General features: G+C 66.5%; 11 protein-coding genes and 2 rRNA genes. 8 read left to right on the forward strand and 5 right to left on the reverse strand.

The genetic code is table 11. From position 1 onward, the window contains the following. Positions 1 to 17: 17 nt before the first annotated feature. From ACQUQD_RS13100 to ACQUQD_RS13110, 3 genes are all read right to left on the reverse strand, one after another. A 23S ribosomal RNA gene (locus ACQUQD_RS13100) occupies positions 18 to 3138 on the reverse strand. Between the two features lie 312 nt (positions 3139 to 3450). Then, positions 3451 to 4976: ribosomal RNA gene (locus tag ACQUQD_RS13105) — 16S ribosomal RNA — on the reverse strand. Together the 16S and 23S rRNA genes form the textbook arrangement of a ribosomal RNA operon. Positions 4977 to 5684: 708 nt before the next feature. After that, complete coding sequence (locus tag ACQUQD_RS13110; RefSeq protein WP_428952231.1) at positions 5685 to 7082, reverse strand: cation:dicarboxylate symporter family transporter; 1398 nt, start codon at positions 7080 to 7082, stop codon at positions 5685 to 5687. Between the two features lie 209 nt (positions 7083 to 7291). Here ACQUQD_RS13110 and ACQUQD_RS13115 point away from each other — a divergent pair, with 209 nt between their 5' ends. Both ACQUQD_RS13115 and ACQUQD_RS13120 read left to right on the forward strand, forming a co-directional pair. Beyond that, positions 7292 to 8959, forward strand: coding sequence for a sensor histidine kinase (locus ACQUQD_RS13115; RefSeq protein ID WP_428952232.1), 1668 nt, complete (start codon positions 7292 to 7294; stop codon positions 8957 to 8959). After that, complete coding sequence (locus ACQUQD_RS13120; RefSeq protein WP_428952233.1) at positions 8956 to 9633, forward strand: response regulator; 678 nt, start codon at positions 8956 to 8958, stop codon at positions 9631 to 9633. Before ACQUQD_RS13115 ends, ACQUQD_RS13120 begins: the two co-directional genes overlap by 4 nt. Before the next feature lie 3 nt (positions 9634 to 9636). Here ACQUQD_RS13120 and ACQUQD_RS13125 read toward each other — a convergent pair whose 3' ends face one another. Beyond that, positions 9637 to 10680 carry a YncE family protein gene (locus ACQUQD_RS13125; RefSeq protein ID WP_428952234.1) on the reverse strand — a complete coding sequence of 348 codons (1044 nt, stop codon included), beginning with the start codon at positions 10678 to 10680 and terminating at the stop codon, positions 9637 to 9639. Positions 10681 to 10903: 223 nt separating this feature from the next. Here ACQUQD_RS13125 and ACQUQD_RS13130 point away from each other — a divergent pair, with 223 nt between their 5' ends. The 4 genes from ACQUQD_RS13130 (at position 10904) to ACQUQD_RS13145 (ending at position 14847) form a co-directional block, all read left to right on the forward strand. Further along, positions 10904 to 12277, forward strand: a complete 1374-nt coding sequence (locus tag ACQUQD_RS13130; protein WP_428952235.1) for an extracellular solute-binding protein — start codon at positions 10904 to 10906, stop codon at positions 12275 to 12277. An 88-nt stretch (positions 12278 to 12365) separates the two neighbouring features. Beyond that, positions 12366 to 13229, forward strand: coding sequence for a carbohydrate ABC transporter permease (locus ACQUQD_RS13135; protein ID WP_428952236.1), 864 nt, complete (start codon positions 12366 to 12368; stop codon positions 13227 to 13229). Next, on the forward strand, positions 13230 to 14057 hold the full coding sequence (locus tag ACQUQD_RS13140; RefSeq protein WP_428952237.1) for a carbohydrate ABC transporter permease: 828 nt from the start codon (positions 13230 to 13232) through the stop codon (positions 14055 to 14057). A 169-nt stretch (positions 14058 to 14226) separates the two neighbouring features. Then, positions 14227 to 14847, forward strand: a complete 621-nt coding sequence (locus tag ACQUQD_RS13145) for an XRE family transcriptional regulator (protein ID WP_428957543.1) — start codon at positions 14227 to 14229, stop codon at positions 14845 to 14847. 49 nt (positions 14848 to 14896) lie between these two features. Here ACQUQD_RS13145 and ACQUQD_RS13150 read toward each other — a convergent pair whose 3' ends face one another. Further along, on the reverse strand, positions 14897 to 15922 hold the full coding sequence (locus ACQUQD_RS13150; protein WP_428952238.1) for a 6-phosphofructokinase: 1026 nt from the start codon (positions 15920 to 15922) through the stop codon (positions 14897 to 14899). A 303-nt stretch (positions 15923 to 16225) separates the two neighbouring features. On the opposite strand from ACQUQD_RS13150, the gene pta reads away from it, so the two are divergent. Together pta and ACQUQD_RS13160 are read left to right on the forward strand one after the other, a co-directional pair. Further along, positions 16226 to 18316: a phosphate acetyltransferase gene (gene pta / locus ACQUQD_RS13155; RefSeq protein ID WP_428952239.1), complete on the forward strand. Its 2091-nt coding sequence runs from the start codon at positions 16226 to 16228 to the stop codon at positions 18314 to 18316. After that, positions 18313 to 19539 carry an acetate kinase gene (locus tag ACQUQD_RS13160; protein WP_428952240.1) on the forward strand — a complete coding sequence of 409 codons (1227 nt, stop codon included), beginning with the start codon at positions 18313 to 18315 and terminating at the stop codon, positions 19537 to 19539. The genes pta and ACQUQD_RS13160 overlap by 4 nt, the downstream gene beginning before the upstream one ends. The last annotated feature ends 19 nt before the right edge of the window (positions 19540 to 19558 follow it).

Genomic DNA, 19558 nt, shown 5'->3' on the forward strand with positions numbered 1-19558 from the left:
AGTGGACGCGAGCAACTGAGGACAAGCCCTCGGCCTATTAGTACCAGTCACCTCCACACCTTACGGTGCTTCCAGATCTGGCCTATCAACCCAGTCGTCTACTGGGAGCCTTAACCCCTCAAAGGGGGTGGGAGTCCTCATCTTGAAGCAGGCTTCCCGCTTAGATGCTTTCAGCGGTTATCCTTTCCGAACGTAGCCAACCAGCCATGCCCTTGGCAGGACAACTGGCACACCAGAGGTTCGTCCGTCCCGGTCCTCTCGTACTAGGGACAGCCCTTCTCAAGACTCCTACGCGCACAGCGGATAGGGACCGAACTGTCTCACGACGTTCTAAACCCAGCTCGCGTACCGCTTTAATGGGCGAACAGCCCAACCCTTGGGACCGACTCCAGCCCCAGGATGCGACGAGCCGACATCGAGGTGCCAAACCATCCCGTCGATATGGACTCTTGGGGAAGATCAGCCTGTTATCCCCGGGGTACCTTTTATCCGTTGAGCGACGGCGCTTCCACAAGCCACCGCCGGATCACTAGTCCCGACTTTCGTCCCTGCTCGACCCGTCGGTCTCACAGTCAAGCTCCCTTGTGCACTTACACTCAACACCTGATTACCAACCAGGCTGAGGGAACCTTTGGGCGCCTCCGTTACCCTTTGGGAGGCAACCGCCCCAGTTAAACTACCCATCAGACACTGTCCCTGATCCGGATCACGGACCCAGGTTAGACATCCAGCACGACCAGAGTGGTATTTCAACGACGACTCCCCCTGAACTGGCGTCCAGAGTTCACAGTCTCCCACCTATCCTACACAAGCCGAACCGAACACCAATATCAAACTGTAGTAAAGGTCCCGGGGTCTTTCCGTCCTGCTGCGCGAAACGAGCATCTTTACTCGTAGTGCAATTTCACCGGGCCTATGGTTGAGACAGTCGAGAAGTCGTTACGCCATTCGTGCAGGTCGGAACTTACCCGACAAGGAATTTCGCTACCTTAGGATGGTTATAGTTACCACCGCCGTTTACTGGCGCTTAAGTTCTCAGCTTCGCCAAGACGAATCTTGACTAACCGGTCCCCTTAACGTTCCAGCACCGGGCAGGCGTCAGTCCGTATACATCGCCTTACGGCTTCGCACGGACCTGTGTTTTTAGTAAACAGTCGCTTCTCGCTGGTCTCTGCGGCCACCCCCAGCTCAGAGTGCAAGACTCATCACCAGGAATGGCCCCCCTTCTCCCGAAGTTACGGGGGCATTTTGCCGAGTTCCTTAACCATAGTTCACCCGAACGCCTCGGTATTCTCTACCTGACCACCTGAGTCGGTTTAGGGTACGGGCCGCCATGAAACTCGCTAGAGGCTTTTCTCGACAGCATAGGATCATCCACTTCACCACAATCGGCTCGGCATCAGGTCTCAGACTCATGTGAACCGGATTTACCTGGATCACGTCCTACACCCTTACCCCGGGACAACCACCGCCCGGGCTGGACTACCTTCCTGCGTCACCCCATCACTCACCTACTACCAACTTGGGCCGGCGGCTCCACCACTTTCCATTCCCCGAAGGGTCCGGAACGGCTTCACGGCCTTAGCATCACTGGATTCGATGTTTGACGCTTCACAGCGGGTACCGGAATATCAACCGGTTATCCATCGACTACGCCTGTCGGCCTCGCCTTAGGTCCCGACTTACCCTGGGCAGATCAGCTTGACCCAGGAACCCTTAGTCAATCGGCGCACACGTTTCTCACGTGTGTATCGCTACTCATGCCTGCATTCTCACTCGTGAACCGTCCACCACTAGCTTCCGCTGCAGCTTCACCCGGCACACGACGCTCCCCTACCCATCACAGCAGGCGTTAGCCCTCTTGCTGCAATGACACGACTTCGGCGGTACGCTTGAGCCCCGCTACATTGTCGGCGCGGAATCACTAGACCAGTGAGCTATTACGCACTCTTTCAAGGGTGGCTGCTTCTAAGCCAACCTCCTGGTTGTCTCTGCGACTCCACATCCTTTCCCACTTAGCGTACGCTTAGGGGCCTTAGTCGATGCTCTGGGCTGTTTCCCTCTCGACCATGGAGCTTATCCCCCACAGTCTCACTGCCGCGCTCTCACTTACCGGCATTCGGAGTTTGGCTAAGGTCAGTAACCCGGTAGGGCCCATCGCCTATCCAGTGCTCTACCTCCGGCAAGAAACACACGACGCTGCACCTAAATGCATTTCGGGGAGAACCAGCTATCACGGAGTTTGATTGGCCTTTCACCCCTAACCACAGGTCATCCCCCAGGTTTTCAACCCTGGTGGGTTCGGTCCTCCACGAAGTCTTACCTCCGCTTCAACCTGCCCATGGCTAGATCACTCCGCTTCGGGTCTTGAGCGCGCTACTGAATCGCCCTATTCGGACTCGCTTTCGCTACGGCTTCCCCACACGGGTTAACCTCGCAACACACCGCAAACTCGCAGGCTCATTCTTCAAAAGGCACGCAGTCACGAGATATGTGCAAGCACATATCCGACGCTCCCACGGCTTGTAGGCACACGGTTTCAGGTACTATTTCACTCCGCTCCCGCGGTACTTTTCACCATTCCCTCACGGTACTATCCGCTATCGGTCACCAGGGAATATTTAGGCTTAACGGGTGGTCCCGCCAGATTCACACGGGATTTCTCGGGCCCCGTGCTACTTGGGTGTCTCTTAAACGAGCCGCTGACGTTTCGACTACGGGGGTCTTACCCTCTACGCCGGACCTTTCGCATGTCCTTCGCCTACATCAACGGTTTCTGACTCGTCCCACGGCCGGCAGACCGTAGAAAAGAGATCCCACAACCCCCACGACGCAACCCCTGCCGGGTCTCACACGTCGTAGGTTTGGCCTCATCCAGTTTCGCTCGCCACTACTCCCGGAATCACGGTTGTTTTCTCTTCCTGCGGGTACTGAGATGTTTCACTTCCCCGCGTTCCCTCCACACTGCCTATGTGTTCAGCAGCGGGTGACAGCCCATGACGACTGCCGGGTTTCCCCATTCGGAAACCCCCGGATCAAAGCCTGGTTGACGACTCCCCGGGGACTATCGTGGCCTCCCACGTCCTTCATCGGTTCCTGGTGCCAAGGCATCCACCGTGCGCCCTTAAAAACTTGGCCACAGATGCTCGCGTCCACTGTGCAGTTCTCAAACAACGACCAACCACCCGTCACAACCCACCGAAGCAGATTTTTACCGGGGCCGGCATTGAGGTCGGGAACAAGTCCGTACCCTCAGATACCCAACAGCGTGCCCGACACCCTCGCCCCTCGTGGTCTGCGTTCCACGCTCCGAAGAGCAGTACTTGCAGCCCGAGTTGACTGACGGTGCCGAATAATCAACGTTCCACCCATGAGCAACCACCGTCGAACGTTTGCCGACGTAATGGCCCTGGACCACCGAGCAAGCCCGGCGGCCTAGATGCTCCTTAGAAAGGAGGTGATCCAGCCGCACCTTCCGGTACGGCTACCTTGTTACGACTTCGTCCCAATCGCCAGTCCCACCTTCGACAGCTCCCTCCCACAAGGGGTTGGGCCACCGGCTTCGGGTGTTACCGACTTTCGTGACGTGACGGGCGGTGTGTACAAGGCCCGGGAACGTATTCACCGCAGCAATGCTGATCTGCGATTACTAGCAACTCCAACTTCATGGGGTCGAGTTGCAGACCCCAATCCGAACTGAGACAGGCTTTTTGAGATTCGCTCCACCTCGCGGTATCGCAGCTCATTGTACCTGCCATTGTAGCACGTGTGCAGCCCAAGACATAAGGGGCATGATGACTTGACGTCGTCCCCACCTTCCTCCGAGTTGACCCCGGCGGTCTCCTGTGAGTCCCCATCACCCCGAAGGGCATGCTGGCAACACAGAACAAGGGTTGCGCTCGTTGCGGGACTTAACCCAACATCTCACGACACGAGCTGACGACAGCCATGCACCACCTGTACACCGACCACAAGGGGGGCACTATCTCTAATGCTTTCCGGTGTATGTCAAGCCTTGGTAAGGTTCTTCGCGTTGCGTCGAATTAAGCCACATGCTCCGCTGCTTGTGCGGGCCCCCGTCAATTCCTTTGAGTTTTAGCCTTGCGGCCGTACTCCCCAGGCGGGGCACTTAATGCGTTAGCTGCGGCACGGACAACGTGGAATGTTGCCCACACCTAGTGCCCACCGTTTACGGCGTGGACTACCAGGGTATCTAATCCTGTTCGCTCCCCACGCTTTCGCTCCTCAGCGTCAGTATCGGCCCAGAGATCCGCCTTCGCCACCGGTGTTCCTCCTGATATCTGCGCATTTCACCGCTACACCAGGAATTCCGATCTCCCCTACCGAACTCTAGCCTGCCCGTATCGACTGCAGACCCGGGGTTAAGCCCCGGGCTTTCACAACCGACGCGACAAGCCGCCTACGAGCTCTTTACGCCCAATAATTCCGGACAACGCTTGCGCCCTACGTATTACCGCGGCTGCTGGCACGTAGTTAGCCGGCGCTTCTTCTGCAGGTACCGTCACTTTCGCTTCTTCCCTGCTGAAAGAGGTTTACAACCCGAAGGCCGTCATCCCTCACGCGGCGTCGCTGCATCAGGCTTTCGCCCATTGTGCAATATTCCCCACTGCTGCCTCCCGTAGGAGTCTGGGCCGTGTCTCAGTCCCAGTGTGGCCGGTCGCCCTCTCAGGCCGGCTACCCGTCGTCGCCTTGGTGAGCCACTACCTCACCAACAAGCTGATAGGCCGCGGGCTCATCCTGCACCGCCGGAGCTTTCAACCCCCTCAGATGCCTGAAGGAGTGTCATCCGGTATTAGACCCCGTTTCCAGGGCTTGTCCCAGAGTGCAGGGCAGATTGCCCACGTGTTACTCACCCGTTCGCCACTAATCCACCCCGAAGGGCTTCATCGTTCGACTTGCATGTGTTAAGCACGCCGCCAGCGTTCGTCCTGAGCCAGGATCAAACTCTCCGTGAATGTTTCCCCGTGATCGGGGTGACACCACGAGAGCGGAACAAGGAGAGGAATAATCTCCTTGTTCACAGCGTCCTCGCTGTGCGCCTACCGGTCAGTGACCGGCAGGACTTTTTCAAAGGAACCTCAACTCACCGAAGTGAGTCGGGGTATCAACATATCTGGCGTTGATTTTTGGCACGCTGTTGAGTTCTCAAGGAACGGACGCTTCCTTTGTACTCACCCTCTCGGGCTTTCCTCCGGGCGCTTCCCTTCGGTACTTCTTTTTAATGTTACTGCGTGTTTCCGACTCTATCAGACCGTTTCACCGGCCGATTTCCTCGGGGTCGTGCTCCGCTTTCCGGCCTTTCGGCCTTCCGGCGGTGTTGACTCTATCAGATCCTTTCGGGCCTGATTCCCTGTCAACCGGGTTTGTCTTCGCGGCTGTTGGGCCGTTCCGACGTCCCAGACTTTAGCGGATCCTCGCGGCGGTTCCTAATCGGGTCGATCAGGCCGGACGCGCCCCGAAATCGAATTGAATTCGGGCAAGCCGAAATCAATCCCAGGGGGAGATCGTGCTGGTGGTTTGGGTGCCGCTTCAGCGGCGGGAGCGCTGCCGTGAGCCGTGGTGACCCGGACAACTCGCAGGACTCTACGCCACGTGGCCCGGTACGACAAAAGCGGGGTCCGGTGCGACACGGCGCACCGGACCCCGCTCGGGGAATGACCAGGTCAGGCCCCCACGGGCTCCTTGGTTCCGGCTCCCGTGCCGGCCCCGCCGTCCCGTGGTTCGGGGACGTCCGTGTCGCCGTCCTTGGAGTCCAGCAGGGTCCGCTCGTCGAACGGCAGATCGCCGGCCAGCACCCGCTTGACCCGGTCCCGGTCGACCTCGCCGGTCCAGGTGCCGATCAGCAGCGTGGCCACCGCGTTGCCCGCGAAGTTCGTCAGGGCGCGCGCCTCGCTCATGAAACGGTCGATGCCGATGATGAGGCCGACCCCGTCGACCAGTGCCGGCTTGTGGGACTGCAGTCCGCTCGCGAGCACCGCGATGCCGGAGCCGGAGACGCCTGCCGCGCCCTTCGACGCGATCATCATGAAGAGGAGCAGGCCGATCTGCTGGCCGACGCTCATCGGCTGGTCCATGGCGTCGGCGATGAACAGGGACGCCATGGTCAGGTAGATCATGGTGCCGTCGAGGTTGAAGGAGTAGCCCGTCGGGACGGTGATGCCGACGACCGGACGGCTCACGCCCAGGTGCTCCATCTTCGCGATGAGGCGCGGCAGGGCCGACTCGGAGGACGACGTCGACAGGATCAGCAGGAACTCCCGGGCCAGATACTTCAGCAGGGAGAAGATGTTGTATCCGGTCGCCAGTCGCAGGATCGCCGCCAGGACGATGCCCACGAACAGGGCGCAGGTGACGTAGAACCCGATCATGATCGTGGCGAGTGCCTTGAGTGCGTCGACGCCGGTCTCGCCGATCACGGCGGCCATCGCGCCGAACGCGCCGAGCGGGGCGGCCCACATGATCATGCCGAGGACGCGGAAGACGAGCTTCTGGATGTGCTCGACGCCGCGCAGGACCGGCTCGCCGGCGCGGCCCATGGCCTGGAGGGCGAAGCCGACGAGGAGGGCGACGAGGAGGGTCTGCAGGACCTCGCCCTCGGTGAAGGCGGAGACCAGCGTCGTCGGGATGACGCCGAGGATGAAGTCGACCGGGCCCTCCGCGGCGTCCTCCGCCGCGGTGTGGCCGACCTCCTTGGTGGCCTCGGTCAGGTGCATGCCGTCGCCGGGGTGCAGGATGTTGCCGACGAGGAGGCCGATGGCCAGGGCGACGACCGACATGACGATGAAGTAGCCGAGGGCGAGGCCGCCGACCTTGCCGATCTTCGCGGCCTTCCGTACCGAGCCGACGCCGAGCACGATCGTGCAGAAGATGATGGGCGAGATCATCATCTTGATCAGGTTCACGAAGCCCGTGCCGATGGGCTTGAGCTCCTTGGCGAAGTCGGGCCAGATGAAGCCGACGGCGATGCCGAGCAGCACCGCCACGATGACGGCGATGTAGAGATAGTGCGTGCGGTCCCGCTTGGCGGCGGGGGGCGTGGTCTTGGTCCCGGTTTCGGCCACGGTTCCTCCTGACGACGACGTCGGCGTACTGGAACGATTCGGAAGGGGTTCCGGAAAGGGGCCCGTTGAGGGGGTTCCGGAAGGGTTCACGTACGCAGGGGCCGTGCGGCTCACGGTCTGCGGATCCCGGTGACTATCTCCCAGCCCGTGAGGACCGTCACCCTTCCGTTCATTTAGTTCGCACTTGTACGAGCGGGCAGACTGGCGCCATGCGTCTCCCCCTCCCCCGCAGCCTGGCGGGCCAGCTCTTCGCGATGCAGGCCGTGCTCGTCGCGGTCGTGGTCGCGGGATGCGCGCTGTTCACGTACGTCAGTGACCGGAACCAGGCGGAGACCGCGGCGCGGCGGCAGGCGACGGCCGCGGCGACGGCGGTGGCCGACGCCCCCTCGGTGCGCGAGGCGATCACGGGGGCCGGGGATCCGACGGTGTCCCTGCAGCCGTACGCCCTGGACGTGCAGCGTCATACCGGCGTCGACTTCGTGACGATCATGGATCCGCGGGGCATCCGGTGGACGCATCCGACGGAGAAGTGGATCGGCAAGCGGTACCTCGGGCACATCGGGCCGGCGCTCCGGGGGCGGACGTTCGCGGAGACGTACACCGGGACCCTGGGGCCGTCGGTGCGGGTCATCACTCCGGTCCGGGACTCGGGGAACCGGATTGTAGGCCTGGTCAGCGCCGGGATCACCATCGACGAGATCACGGCGCAGGCCCGCGGTCAGGTGTTCGCGGTGACCGGGGTGGCGGGGGCGGCGCTGGTGCTCGGCGGTATCGGCACGTACGTCATCAACGCCCGGCTGCGCCGTCACACCCACGGGATGAACGCCACCGAGCTGAGCCGGATGCACGCCTATCACCAGGCCGCGCTGCACGCCGTGCGGGAAGGGCTCGTCATGCTCGACGGGCAGCGGCGGGTGGCGCTCATCAATGACGGGGCCCGGGCGCTGCTCGGTGTCGGTGAGGACGCGGTGGGCCGGGGCGTCGCCGAGCTGGGGCTGCCCGCGCCGCTGACCGGTGCGCTGCTGGCGGCCGAGCCGCGGGTCGACGAGGTGCATCTGACCGCCGACCGGGTCGTGGTCGTGAACACCTCGCCGGTGGCCAGCGGTGAGCGGCGCGGCACGGTCGTGACCCTGCGCGATCACACCGAACTGCAGTCGGTGATGGGCGAGTTGGATTCGGAGCGGGGGTTCACGCAGGCGCTCAGGTCGCAGGCCCATGAGGCGGCGAACCGGCTGCACACGGTCGTGTCGCTGATCGAGCTGGGGCGCGCGGAGGAGGCCGTGGACTTCGCCACCGCGGAGCTGGAGCTGGCCCAGACGCTGACCGATCAGGTCGTCGGTGCCGTCAGCGAGCCGGTGCTGGCCGCGCTGCTGCTGGGCAAGGCGGCGCAGGCCAATGAGCACGGGGTGGAGCTGGTGGTGTCCGCCGATACGCGGATCGACGACGGGCTGCTGCCGCCGGAGCTGGCGGCGCGGGACCTGGTCACGGTCCTCGGCAATCTCGTCGACAATGCGGTCGACGCGGCGCAGGGCTCGCCGCGCGCCCGGGTCACCGTCACGGCCCGGGCCACGTCCGACGCCCTGTTGCTGCGGGTCAGGGACACCGGTCCCGGGGTGGATCCGGAGCACGCGGACGCCGTGTTCGAGCGGGGCTGGTCGACGAAGCCGGCCGGTCCGGGCGGGCGGGGGCTCGGCCTCGCTCTCGTACGGCAGGCGGTGCGCCGTAACGCGGGCACCCTGGAGCTGACCCAACCGCCGGACGGCGGAGCCGAGTTCACGGTGGCGCTGCCTCTGAAGGGGGCGGCCAGGGCCGGCAGTATTCCCGCGCCGGGCGTTGTGCGCACGGCCTCGACCACGACCCAGGACGGCATGTCATGACGGATCCGCAGATCAGAGTCCTGGTGGTGGAGGACGACCCGGTGGCGGCCGACGCCCATGCCCTCTATGTGAACCGTGTGGCCGGCTTCGTGACCGTCGCCAAGGCCCATACGGCCGCCGAGGCGCGTCGTGCGCTGGACCGGGCGCCGGTCGACCTGATCCTGCTCGATCTGCACCTGCCGGACGGGCACGGTCTCGCGCTGGCCCGGTCGCTGCGTGCCGCGGGGCACCAGGCGGACGTCATCGCGGTGACGTCGGCCCGTGATCTGGCGGTCGTGCGGGAGGGGGTCTCGCTGGGTGTCGTCCAGTACGTGCTGAAGCCGTTCACGTTCGCCACGCTGCGGGACCGGCTGGCGCGCTATGCCGAGTACCGCACGACGAGCGGCGAGGCGACCGGGCAGGACGAGGTCGACCGGGCCCTGGCCAACCTGCGCTCCCCGGCTCCGGCCGCCCTGCCCAAGGGGCTGAGCGCGCCCACGCTGGAGCGGGTGACGCAGGCGGTGCGCGAGGCCGCGTCCGAGGGCGTGACAGCGGCGGCGGCCGCCGGGACGGTCGGTATCTCGCGCATCACCGCGCGCCGCTATCTGGAGCATCTGGTCGACGCGGGGCTGGCCGTGCGCAGTCCGCAGTACGGGCAGGTCGGCCGGCCCGAGTTGATCTACTGCTGGAAGTAGCGGTCAGCGCACCCGGAAGCGGGTGAGCAGGTCCTCGCCCGTCGGGCCCGTGCCGGACTTGTCGACGACGTAGGCGGTGCCGTGGGCGATCTCGACGTGGTTGGGGTTGGCGCCGGTGGTGACGGTCTTGACGACGGTGCCCTTGCGCGGGTCGACGACGGTCGCGGTGGCGTCGGTGCGGTTGACGGCGACGACGGCGCCGGAGCGGTCGTCGGCGGCCACGGACAGCGGGCCGGCGCCGGTCGGGACGGACTTGCTGACCAGGCCCTTGTCGAGGTCGACGACGGAGACGGTGCCCGCGGTGTTGTCGGCCGTGTAGGCGGTGCGGCCGTTCTTGGAGAGGGCCACGGAGAGGGGGCCGTCGCCGGTCGGGATGAGCCGCGGCGTGGCGGACTTCCGGGCCACCTCGATGAGTTGGTCGTTCGTGAGGTCGGCGGCGTAGACCGTGCCGGTGCGCTCGTTCACGGCGAGGCCGGTCGGGCCCGCGCCCTCGACGGTGACGCGCTTCTTCTCCGCGTAGGTGCGGCTGTCGAAGGCGACCAGGCTGCCGTCGCCGAAGCCGCTCGCCCACACGGTGTCGTGCTTCTCGTCGACGACGATCTCGCGGGCGTGGGCGACGTTCGGCAGGGTCGCGAGGTGCGCGCCGTCGCGCTGGCTGTAGACGGCGACGCTGTTGTTGCGGGTGTTGGTGACCCAGACGGTGTTGTGCTCGTCGTCGACGGCGATGCCGTAGACCGCCTCGAGGGCGCCGGTGGCCGCGTCGGTGACCGGCGGCGTGCAGGTGGCCAGCACCTTCAGGGTCTTCGGGTCGACCTTGCTCAGCGCGGAGGTGGTCACCGGGGGCCGGCCGACGGCCGACGCGGTCCACAGGACGTGGTTCCGCTCCGAGTACGCCGACTGGTAGAGGCCTTTGGTGACGGGGGCGGAGACGGCGGCGGGGGCTCCGGTGCCGGCCGTGGCGACGGCGGCCGGGGCCGTCGTCGCACCCGCGACGAGAGCCACCACGGCGGCGGCGGAACGACGGATCCTGGGCGTGATGCGAGGCATGCGGCGTCAATCTCCTTCAGGGACAGGGGTGTTGCGAGACCAACCGAAGATTAACTTAGCTTAGCCTTACCTAACTTTCCACTCGGCTCCCCGGACTCGACAACAACGTTGTCACCGTGGTGACGTGCGTCGCCGCACACCCATTGACCTTGCGACGAACGGGCCCTTACGTTCACGGGCAGCCCCGCGAGGCAACGATGCCCGCGGCGCTCCGTAGGAGGTCGTGCCCGTGCGCCCCACCGCCCCGCTCCTCGTCGCCACTGCCCTGCTGGCCGCCGGAACGCTCACCGCCTGTGGCGGCGGCTCCGGCAGCGACTCGAACACGATCAAGGTCTCGTTCAAGCAGTCCACGGACAACAAGAGCCGGGTCCCGGACATCTATCTGGCCGCGATGAAGAAGCAGTTCGAGAAGGCCAACCCGGGCAAGAAGGTCGAACTCGTGCCGATCAAGGCCGCCGACGCCGACTACTACACCAAGCTCCAGCAGATGCTCCGGTCGCCGAAGACGGCCCCTGACCTGGTCTACGAGGACACGTTCCTCATCAACTCCGACATCACCAGCGGGTACTTGAGGCCCCTGGACACGTATCTGAACAAGTGGTCGGACTGGAACCAGTTCATCGACACCGCGAAGACCGCCGCGAAGGCCGAGGACGGGAAGACGTACGGCGTTCCGGACGGCACCGACACCCGCGGCCTCTGGTACGACAAGGCCACCCTGAAGAAGGCGGGCATCGAGACCCCCTGGCAGCCGAAGACCTGGGACGAGGTCCTCGACGCGGCCCGCACCATCAAGAAGAAGGTCCCCGGTGTCACCCCGCTGAACGTCTACACCGGCAAGCCGGGCGGCGAGCAGTCGACGATGCAGGGCTTCGAGATGCTGCTGTACGGCACGGGCGACGGCGGCTCGGATCCGCTCTACGACAAGTCGTCCGGCAAGTGGGTGGCCGGCTCACAGGCCTTCAAGGACAGCCTGGAGTTCGTCGAGACGGTCTACAAGGAGAAGCTCGGCCCCGACGTCTCCGACGCGCTCGACCCGAACATCGGCACCACCGTCCGCGGTGATCTCCTGCCCAAGGGCAAGCTCGCCATCGACCTCGACGGGTCCTGGCTCCCGCAGGACTGGATCAAGGGCGCCGGGCACGAATGGCCCGAGTGGTCGCAGAAGCTGGGCCTCGCCCACATGCCGACGCAGAACGGGCAGGCGCCCGGCAAGGTCTCCATGTCCGGCGGCTGGACCTGGGCGATCCCGGCCAAGTCGAGCAACCCGGACCTCGCCTTCGAGTTCATCAAGACGATGCAGACCAAGGCGAACGCGCAGCGCTGGTACATCGCCAACTCCGGCATCTCGGTCCGCAAGGACGTCGCCGCGGACCCCGAGTACGTGAAGGCGCAGCCCGGCATCAAGTTCTTCACGGACCTGGTCGCCACGACGCACTACCGCCCGGCCTATCCGGCGTACCCGAAGGTCTCCACGGCGATCCAGGAGGCGATGGAGTCGGTGACGACCGGTGACGCCTCGGTGGACAAGGCGGCGGCGACGTACGACGAGCAGGTGAAGACGGCGGCGGACGGCAAGGTCGTCGAGAAGCCTTGAGCCCCTCCGCGTCGAGGGCCCGGGGCGCTGTCCCGGGCCCCGCTCCTCGCACGCCGCGGGGGCCGGAACGAAAGGTGACCGCAACCTCGTGACCCGTCGCACCACAGCACTGCGAGCCCTCCCGATCGCCCCCGCCACGATCATCATGGTCCTGTTCCTCGCGGGGCCGATCGCCTACTGCGCCTATATCGCCTTCACCGATCTCCAGCTGACCGGGCAGGCCGAGTCGTCGTTCGTCGGCTTCGACAACTTCCGGGCCGCGTTCGAGGACGACGCCTTCCTCAACGCCGTCCGGCTCACCCTCGTCTTCACGTTCCTGTCGTCGATCGTCGGCCAGAACACGCTGGGCCTGGCCCTCGCGGCGCTGATGCAGCGCGCCTCGAAACCGGTCCGCACGGTCACGGGGGCCGTGGTCGTCACGGCGTGGGTGCTGCCGGAGGTCGTCGCCGGTTTCCTGCTCTACGCCTTCTTCCGCCGCGAGGGCACCCTCAACGCGATCCTCGACTGGCTCCATCTGCCCGGCCAGAACTGGCTGTTCACGCTGCCGATCCTCGCGGTGTCGTTCGCGAACGTGTGGCGCGGCACGGCCTTCTCGATGCTCGTCTACTCGGCGGCGCTCTCCGAGATCCCGAAGGAGGTCACCGAGGCCGCCGAGGTCGACGGTGCGAACGCCTGGCAGCGGCTGTGGCACGTCACGCTGCCGATGATCCGCCGCTCCATCGGCACGAACCTGATGCTCAACACCCTGCAGACGCTGTCCGTCTTCGGTCTGATCTGGGTGATGACCCGCGGCGGGCCCGGCAATCGCAGCCAGACCCTCCCGTTGTTCATGTACGAGCAGGCCTTCCAGAAGAGCATGATCGGCTACGGCACCGCGGTCGCCCTGCTCCTGCTCGTCGTCGGTGCCCTGTTCTCGCTGGTCTACATGCGCCTGCTGCGCTCGGAGGCATGAGTGACCCGCCGACGTACCCGTACCCGTCTGACGGCCGACGCGACGCTGCTGCTGGTAGCCCTCGCCTTCGCGCTGCCGCTGGCCTGGGTCGTCCTGTCCTCGCTCGACGCCGACGCGAACCTCAAGGTGAAGCTGCCGGCGCATGCCACGTTCGACAACTTCGACGCGATCCTGAAGCCGGACATCACCTTCACCCCACTGCTGAACAGCCTGATCCTGTGCGGTGGCGCGACGGCCCTCACCGTCGCCTGCGCGGCGCTCGCCGCGTATCCGCTGTCCCGCTACCGCTCGCGCCTGAACACCCCGTACCTGAGCACGATCCTGTTCGCCACGTGTCTGCCGATCACGGCGATCATGGTCCCGGTGTACGCGCTGTTCGTGCAGGTGAACCTGATCGACACGATGGCGGGCACCATCTACTTCTTCACCGCGTCCCAACTCCCTTTCGCCATCTGGCTGATGAAGAACTTCATGGACGGCGTCCCGAAGGAGCTGGAGGAGGCGGCCTGGACGGACGGCGCGGGCACCTTCCAGTCGCTGGTGCGGATCGTGCTGCCGCTGATGGGGCCGGGGATCGCCGTCGTCACGGTGTTCTGCTTCGCCATGATGTGGGGCAACTTCTTCGTCCCGTTCATGCTGCTGCTCTCCCCCGACCAGATGCCGGCGTCGGTCAGCATCAACGACTTCTTCGGCAACCGCGGCACGGTGGTCTACGGCCAGCTCGCGGCGTTCTCGATCATCTACTCGACGCCGGTGATCCTGCTGTACGTCCTGGTGTCGCGCCGCTTCGGCGGGGGCTTCGCGCTCGGCGGTGCCGTCAAGGGCTGACCGAAACCACGGCTGTACGTTCCTACGATATGTCACGCAAGACGAACACACCGTAGCCAAGCGGCCCGTTCCCCCCTACTTTGTGCCCGTGCAGCACACCGCCGCGGCGCATCAGCCCACCCCACCGTTCAACGCCTCCGCCGCCCGCCGCCTCCGTGAGGCGCTCGGGATGGCGCCGGGCCATGTCGCGTACGGGATGCGCGCCTCCTACGGGCTCGCGCACATCACCCCGGAGATCATCATCGCCTGGGAGCGCGGCGACGCGTCGCCCACGGCGGGTGAACTCACCGCGCTCGCCGGGGCGTTGTGGTGCTCGCCGGGTGAACTCATCGGCGCCCCGCGGACGCTGCGCGAGCACCGGCTCGCGCTCGGGCTGCCCCCGGAGGACGTGGCGCGGGATGTCGGCATCGAGATCCACGCGTATCTGCGCATGGAGGAGACCGGCGAGTGGCGGGGCACCGACCGTCAGTCGAGCGCGCTCGCCGGGACGCTGCGGCTCGCGCCGCGCGCGTTCGCGACGGTGACCGGGCGGGACGGACAGCTGACGGAACTGCTGCGCAGCGCGGCGACCACCCGCTGGCAGGGCTATGTGCGGCCGGTGACCCGGCTCGTACCCGTGCAGCGGCGCGAGACGGAGGACGTGCTGCACGAGATGCACCTGGAGTACCAGGCGCTGATGGCCGCGACGCTGAGCTGGGGCGGCGGTTCGTCGCCCGAGGCGGGGGACGCGGGGCGGGACTTCCTGGAGCGGATCCTGGACGAGTTCTGGTCCAGGATCCGTAACCCGTGATCCGTGATCCGTGATCCGTGATCCGTGATCCGTGCGGGAACGCGACGGACTAGAAGACCGACTCGGCCTCGTCCATGCGGTCCTTGGGGACCGTCTTCAGCTCGGTGACCGCGTCGGCGAGCGGCACCATCGAGATGTCGGTGCCGAGCAGTGCGGTCATCTTGCCGAACTCGCCGCGGTGCGCGGCCTCCACGGCGTGCCAGCCGAACCGGGTGGCGAGCACCCGGTCGTAGGCGGTGGGGGTGCCGCCGCGCTGCACATGGCCGAGGATGACGGGCCGCGCCTCCTTGCCGAGGCGGCTCTCCAGCTCGTAGGCGAGGGCGGTGCCGATGCCCTGGAAGCGCTCGTGGCCGAACTGGTCGATGGCGCCCTTGCCGTAGTCCATGGTGCCGTCGGCGGGGTGCGCGCCCTCGGCGACGCAGATGACGGCGAACTTCTTGCCGCGGGCGAAGCGCTCCTCGACCATCTTGACCAGGTCGGCCGGGTCGAAGGGCCGCTCGGGCAGGCAGATGCCGTGGGCGCCGCCGGCCATGCCGGACTCCAGGGCGATCCAGCCGGCGTGCCGGCCCATGACCTCGACGACCATCACCCGCTGGTGGGACTCGGCGGTCGTCTTGAGGCGGTCCATCGCCTCGGTGGCGACGCCGACGGCGGTGTCGAAGCCGAAGGTGCGGTCGGTGGAGGAGATGTCGTTGTCGATCGTCTTCGGGACGCCGACGACGGGCAGGCCCGCGTCGGAGAGCATCCGGGCCGCGGTGAGGGTGCCCTCGCCGCCGATCGGGATGAGGACGTCGAAGCCGATCTCCTCGGCGAGCTGCTTGGCGTTCTCGCACGCCGCGCGGAACTTGTCGCGCTCCAGGCGGGACGAGCCGAGAATGGTGCCGCCACGGGCGAGGATGCCGCTGACCGCGTTCAGGTCGAGGGGCCGGTAGCGCCCGTCGAGCAGTCCCGCGTAGCCGTCCTCGAAACCGAGCACCTCGTCGCCGTAGTGCGTGACGGCGCGGTGCACGACCGAACGGATCACGGCGTTCAGGCCAGGACAGTCGCCGCCTGCGGTGAGAACTCCGATACGCATCGTGCTGTGTCTCCTGCTCGCTGCCGGTACGTGTGAGCCAGGTCGATTCTTCCACGCTCCGCGGGGCGCCGCGTTCGCGCGCGCTCAGGAGGGGAGCTTGGGCACACTGTCCACGGGCACGGGGACCCTGCTGTTCAGGACTTTTGTCCGGCGGGCGACCTAGCCATCGCCGGAGGTATTGTCAAGAGGGCATGGCTTCCATTACGGCCATTTTTTCTGCCCGAAAGAGGCCGGATCGACCCGGATCAGCCGGGTTCGACCGCGTAGGACGACGCAGGACCACTAGGGGAACGGAGAGCACGCGTGACGCGCAGCGTGTACGTGACCGGGATCGACCGGGGCGACGGCCGCCAGGTCGTCGAGCTGGGAGTCATGGAGCTCCTGACCCGCCAGGTCGACCGGGTGGGCGTCTTCCGTCCACTCGTCCACGACGGCCCCGACCGGCTCTTCGACCTGCTGCGGGCGCGCTACCGCCTGTCCCAGGACCCGGCGAGCGTGTACGGCCTCGACTATCACGAGGCCTCGGCGATCCAGGCCGAGCAGGGCACCGACGAGCTGCTCTCGCTCCTGGTCGACCGCTTCCACGCCGTGGCCCGCGACTACGACGTCGTGCTGGTGCTCGGCACCGACTTCGCCGACACCCAGCTGCCGGACGAGCTGGCGCTCAACGCCCGCCTGGCGAACGAGTTCGGCGCGTCCGTGCTGCCGGTCGTCGGCGGGAAGAAGCAGACGGCCGAGTCGGTGCGCGCCGAGGTCCGCAACGCCTACCGCGCCTACGACAGCCTGGGCTGCGACGTCCTCGCGATGATCGCCAACCGGGTCGCCCCCGAGGACCGCGACGAGATACACGAGCGGCTCCAGGCCCGTCTCCCGGTGCCCGCCTACGTCCTGCCCGACGAGGCCGCGCTCTCCGCGCCGACCGTCGCGCAGATCACCCACGCGCTCGGCGGCACGGTGCTGCTCGGCGACGACTCGGGCCTGGCGCGCGACGCCCTCGACTTCGTCTTCGGCGGTGCCATGCTGCCGAACTTCCTGAACGCACTGACCCCGGGCTGCATGGTCGTCACCCCCGGCGACCGCGCGGACCTGGTGGTGGGCTCGCTCGCGGCGCACAGCGCGGGCACGCCGCCGATCGCGGGCGTGCTGCTGACCCTGAACGAGCGGCCCGGCGAGGAGATCCTCAAGCTCGCCGACCGGCTCGCGCCCGGCACCCCGGTGATCGCGGTGTCCGGCGGCTCGTTCCCCACGGCGGCCGAACTCTTCGCGCTGGAGGGCAAGCTGAACGCGGCGACGCCCCGCAAGGCGGAGACGGCCCTCGGCCTCTTCGAGCGGTACGTCGACACGGCCGGGCTGCTCAAGACGATCCAGGCCCCGTCCACCGACCGGGTCACCCCGATGATGTTCGAGCACAAGCTGCTGGAGCAGGCCCGCTCGGACAAGCGTCGCGTCGTCCTGCCGGAGGGCACCGAGGAGCGGGTGCTGCGCGCCGCCGATGTGCTGCTGCGCCGGGGCGTGTGCGACCTGACACTGCTCGGCCCGGTCGAGCAGATCCGCAAGAAGGCCGCCGATCTCGGTGTCGACCTCGCGGACAGCCAGCTCATCGACCCGCAGACCTCCGAGCTGCGGGACCGTTTCGCCCAGGAGTACGCGCAGCTGCGCGCCCACAAGGGCGTGACCGTGGAGCTGGCGCACGACGTGGTCGCCGACGTGAACTACTTCGGCACGCTGATGGTCCAGGAGGGCCTGGCCGACGGCATGGTGTCGGGGTCCGTGCACTCCACGGCCGCGACGATCCGGCCGGCCTTCGAGATCATCAAGACCAAGCCGGACGCGGCGATCGTCTCCTCGGTCTTCTTCATGTGCCTGGCCGACAAGGTCCTCGTCTACGGCGACTGCGCCGTGAACCCGGACCCGAACGCCCAGCAGCTCGCCGACATCGCCGTGCAGTCGGCCGCCACCGCCGAGCAGTTCGGCGTCGACCCGCGGATCGCGATGCTGTCGTACTCCACCGGCACCTCCGGCTCGGGCGCCGACGTCGACAAGGTCCGCGAGGCCACCGAGCTGGTGCGCTCGCTCCGCCCCGAGCTGCGGATCGAGGGACCGATCCAGTACGACGCCGCGGTCGAGCCCAGCGTCGCGGCCACCAAGCTGCCGGACTCGGAGGTGGCGGGCCAGGCCAGCGTGCTGATCTTCCCGGACCTCAACACCGGCAACAACACGTACAAGGCCGTGCAGCGCTCGGCCGGCGCGATCGCCGTCGGCCCGGTCCTGCAGGGTCTGCGCAAGCCGGTCAACGACCTGTCCCGCGGCGCGCTCGTGCAGGACATCGTGAACACCGTCGCCATCACGGCGATCCAGGCCCAGACCCCGACCGAAAAGGCAGCCGCTCAGTGACCGCCACCCGTGTCCTCGTCCTCAACTCCGGCTCCTCGTCGGTGAAGTACCAGCTGCTCGACATGCGCGACGGCGCGCGGCTCGCCGCGGGCCTCGTGGAGCGCATCGGTGAGGAGACCTCCCGGCTCAAGCACACGCCGCTGCTCGGCGGGGGCGGCGAGGCCCGGGAGCAGAACCGGCCGATCGCCGACCACGAGGAGGCCCTCAAGGCGGTCGCCGACGAGCTGACGCGGGACGGGCTCGGCCTGGACTCCCCCGAGCTCGCCGCGATCGGCCACCGGGTGGTGCACGGCGGCATGTTCTTCACGCAGCCGACGGTGATCGACGACGCGGTGCTCAAGGAGGTGGAGCGGCTCATCCCGGTGGCGCCGCTGCACAACCCGGCGAACCTGACGGGCATCCGTACGGCGATGGCGCTCCGGCCCGACCTGCCGCAGGTCGCGGTCTTCGACACGGCGTTCCACACGACGATGCCGGAGTCCGCGGCGCGCTACGCGATCGACGTGAAGACCGCCGACGAGCACCGCATCCGCCGCTACGGCTTCCACGGCACGTCGCACGCGTACGTGTCCCGCAGGACCGCCGAGCTGCTGGGCAAGGAGCCGGAGGAGGTCAACGTCATCGTGCTGCACCTGGGCAACGGCGCCTCGGCGTCGGCCGTGCGCGGCGGGGTGTGCGTGGACACATCCATGGGTCTGACGCCGCTTGAGGGCCTGGTGATGGGTACGCGTTCAGGGGACGTCGACCCGGCCGTCATCTTCCATCTGATGCGGGTGGGCACCATGTCGGCGGACGAGATCGACGTCCTGCTCAACAAGAAGAGCGGTCTGGTCGGCCTGTGCGGCGACAACGACATGCGGGAGATCCGGCGCCGGATCGACGAGGGCGACCAGGAGGCGCAGCTCGCCTTCGACATCTACATCCACCGCCTGAAGAAGTACATCGGCTCGTACTACGCGGTGCTCGGCCGGGTGGACGCGATCGCGTTCACCGCCGGGGTCGGCGAGAACGCGGCGCCGGTGCGGGAAGCTGCGGTCGCGGGCCTGGAGGAGCTGGGCCTGGCGGTCGACGGCGAGCTCAATTCCGTACGTTCCGACGAGGCCCGGATCGTCTCGCCGGAGTACGCACGGGTCGCCGTCGCCGTGGTCCCGACCGACGAGGAGCTGGAGATCGCGCAGCAGACCTACGCGCTGGTCGGGGACCGTGACGACCGCAACGCCTGAGCACCCGTCCGCCCATTTG

This window comes from Streptomyces sp. cg35 (assembly GCF_050410835.1).
GTDB lineage: Bacteria > Actinomycetota > Actinomycetes > Streptomycetales > Streptomycetaceae > Streptomyces.

Excerpts from the sequence above, each read along its gene's own strand:
- ACQUQD_RS13120 (WP_428952233.1), top strand. The coding sequence starts at position 8,956 with ATGACGGATCCGCAGATCAGAGTCCTGGTGGTGGAGGACGACCCGGTG.
- ACQUQD_RS13150 (WP_428952238.1), bottom strand. The coding sequence starts at position 15,922 with ATGCGTATCGGAGTTCTCACCGCAGGCGGCGACTGTCCTGGCCTGAAC.
- ACQUQD_RS13145 (WP_428957543.1), top strand. The coding sequence starts at position 14,227 with ATGGCGCCGGGCCATGTCGCGTACGGGATGCGCGCCTCCTACGGGCTC.
- ACQUQD_RS13115 (WP_428952232.1), top strand. The coding sequence starts at position 7,292 with ATGCGTCTCCCCCTCCCCCGCAGCCTGGCGGGCCAGCTCTTCGCGATG.
- ACQUQD_RS13125 (WP_428952234.1), bottom strand. The coding sequence starts at position 10,680 with ATGCCTCGCATCACGCCCAGGATCCGTCGTTCCGCCGCCGCCGTGGTG.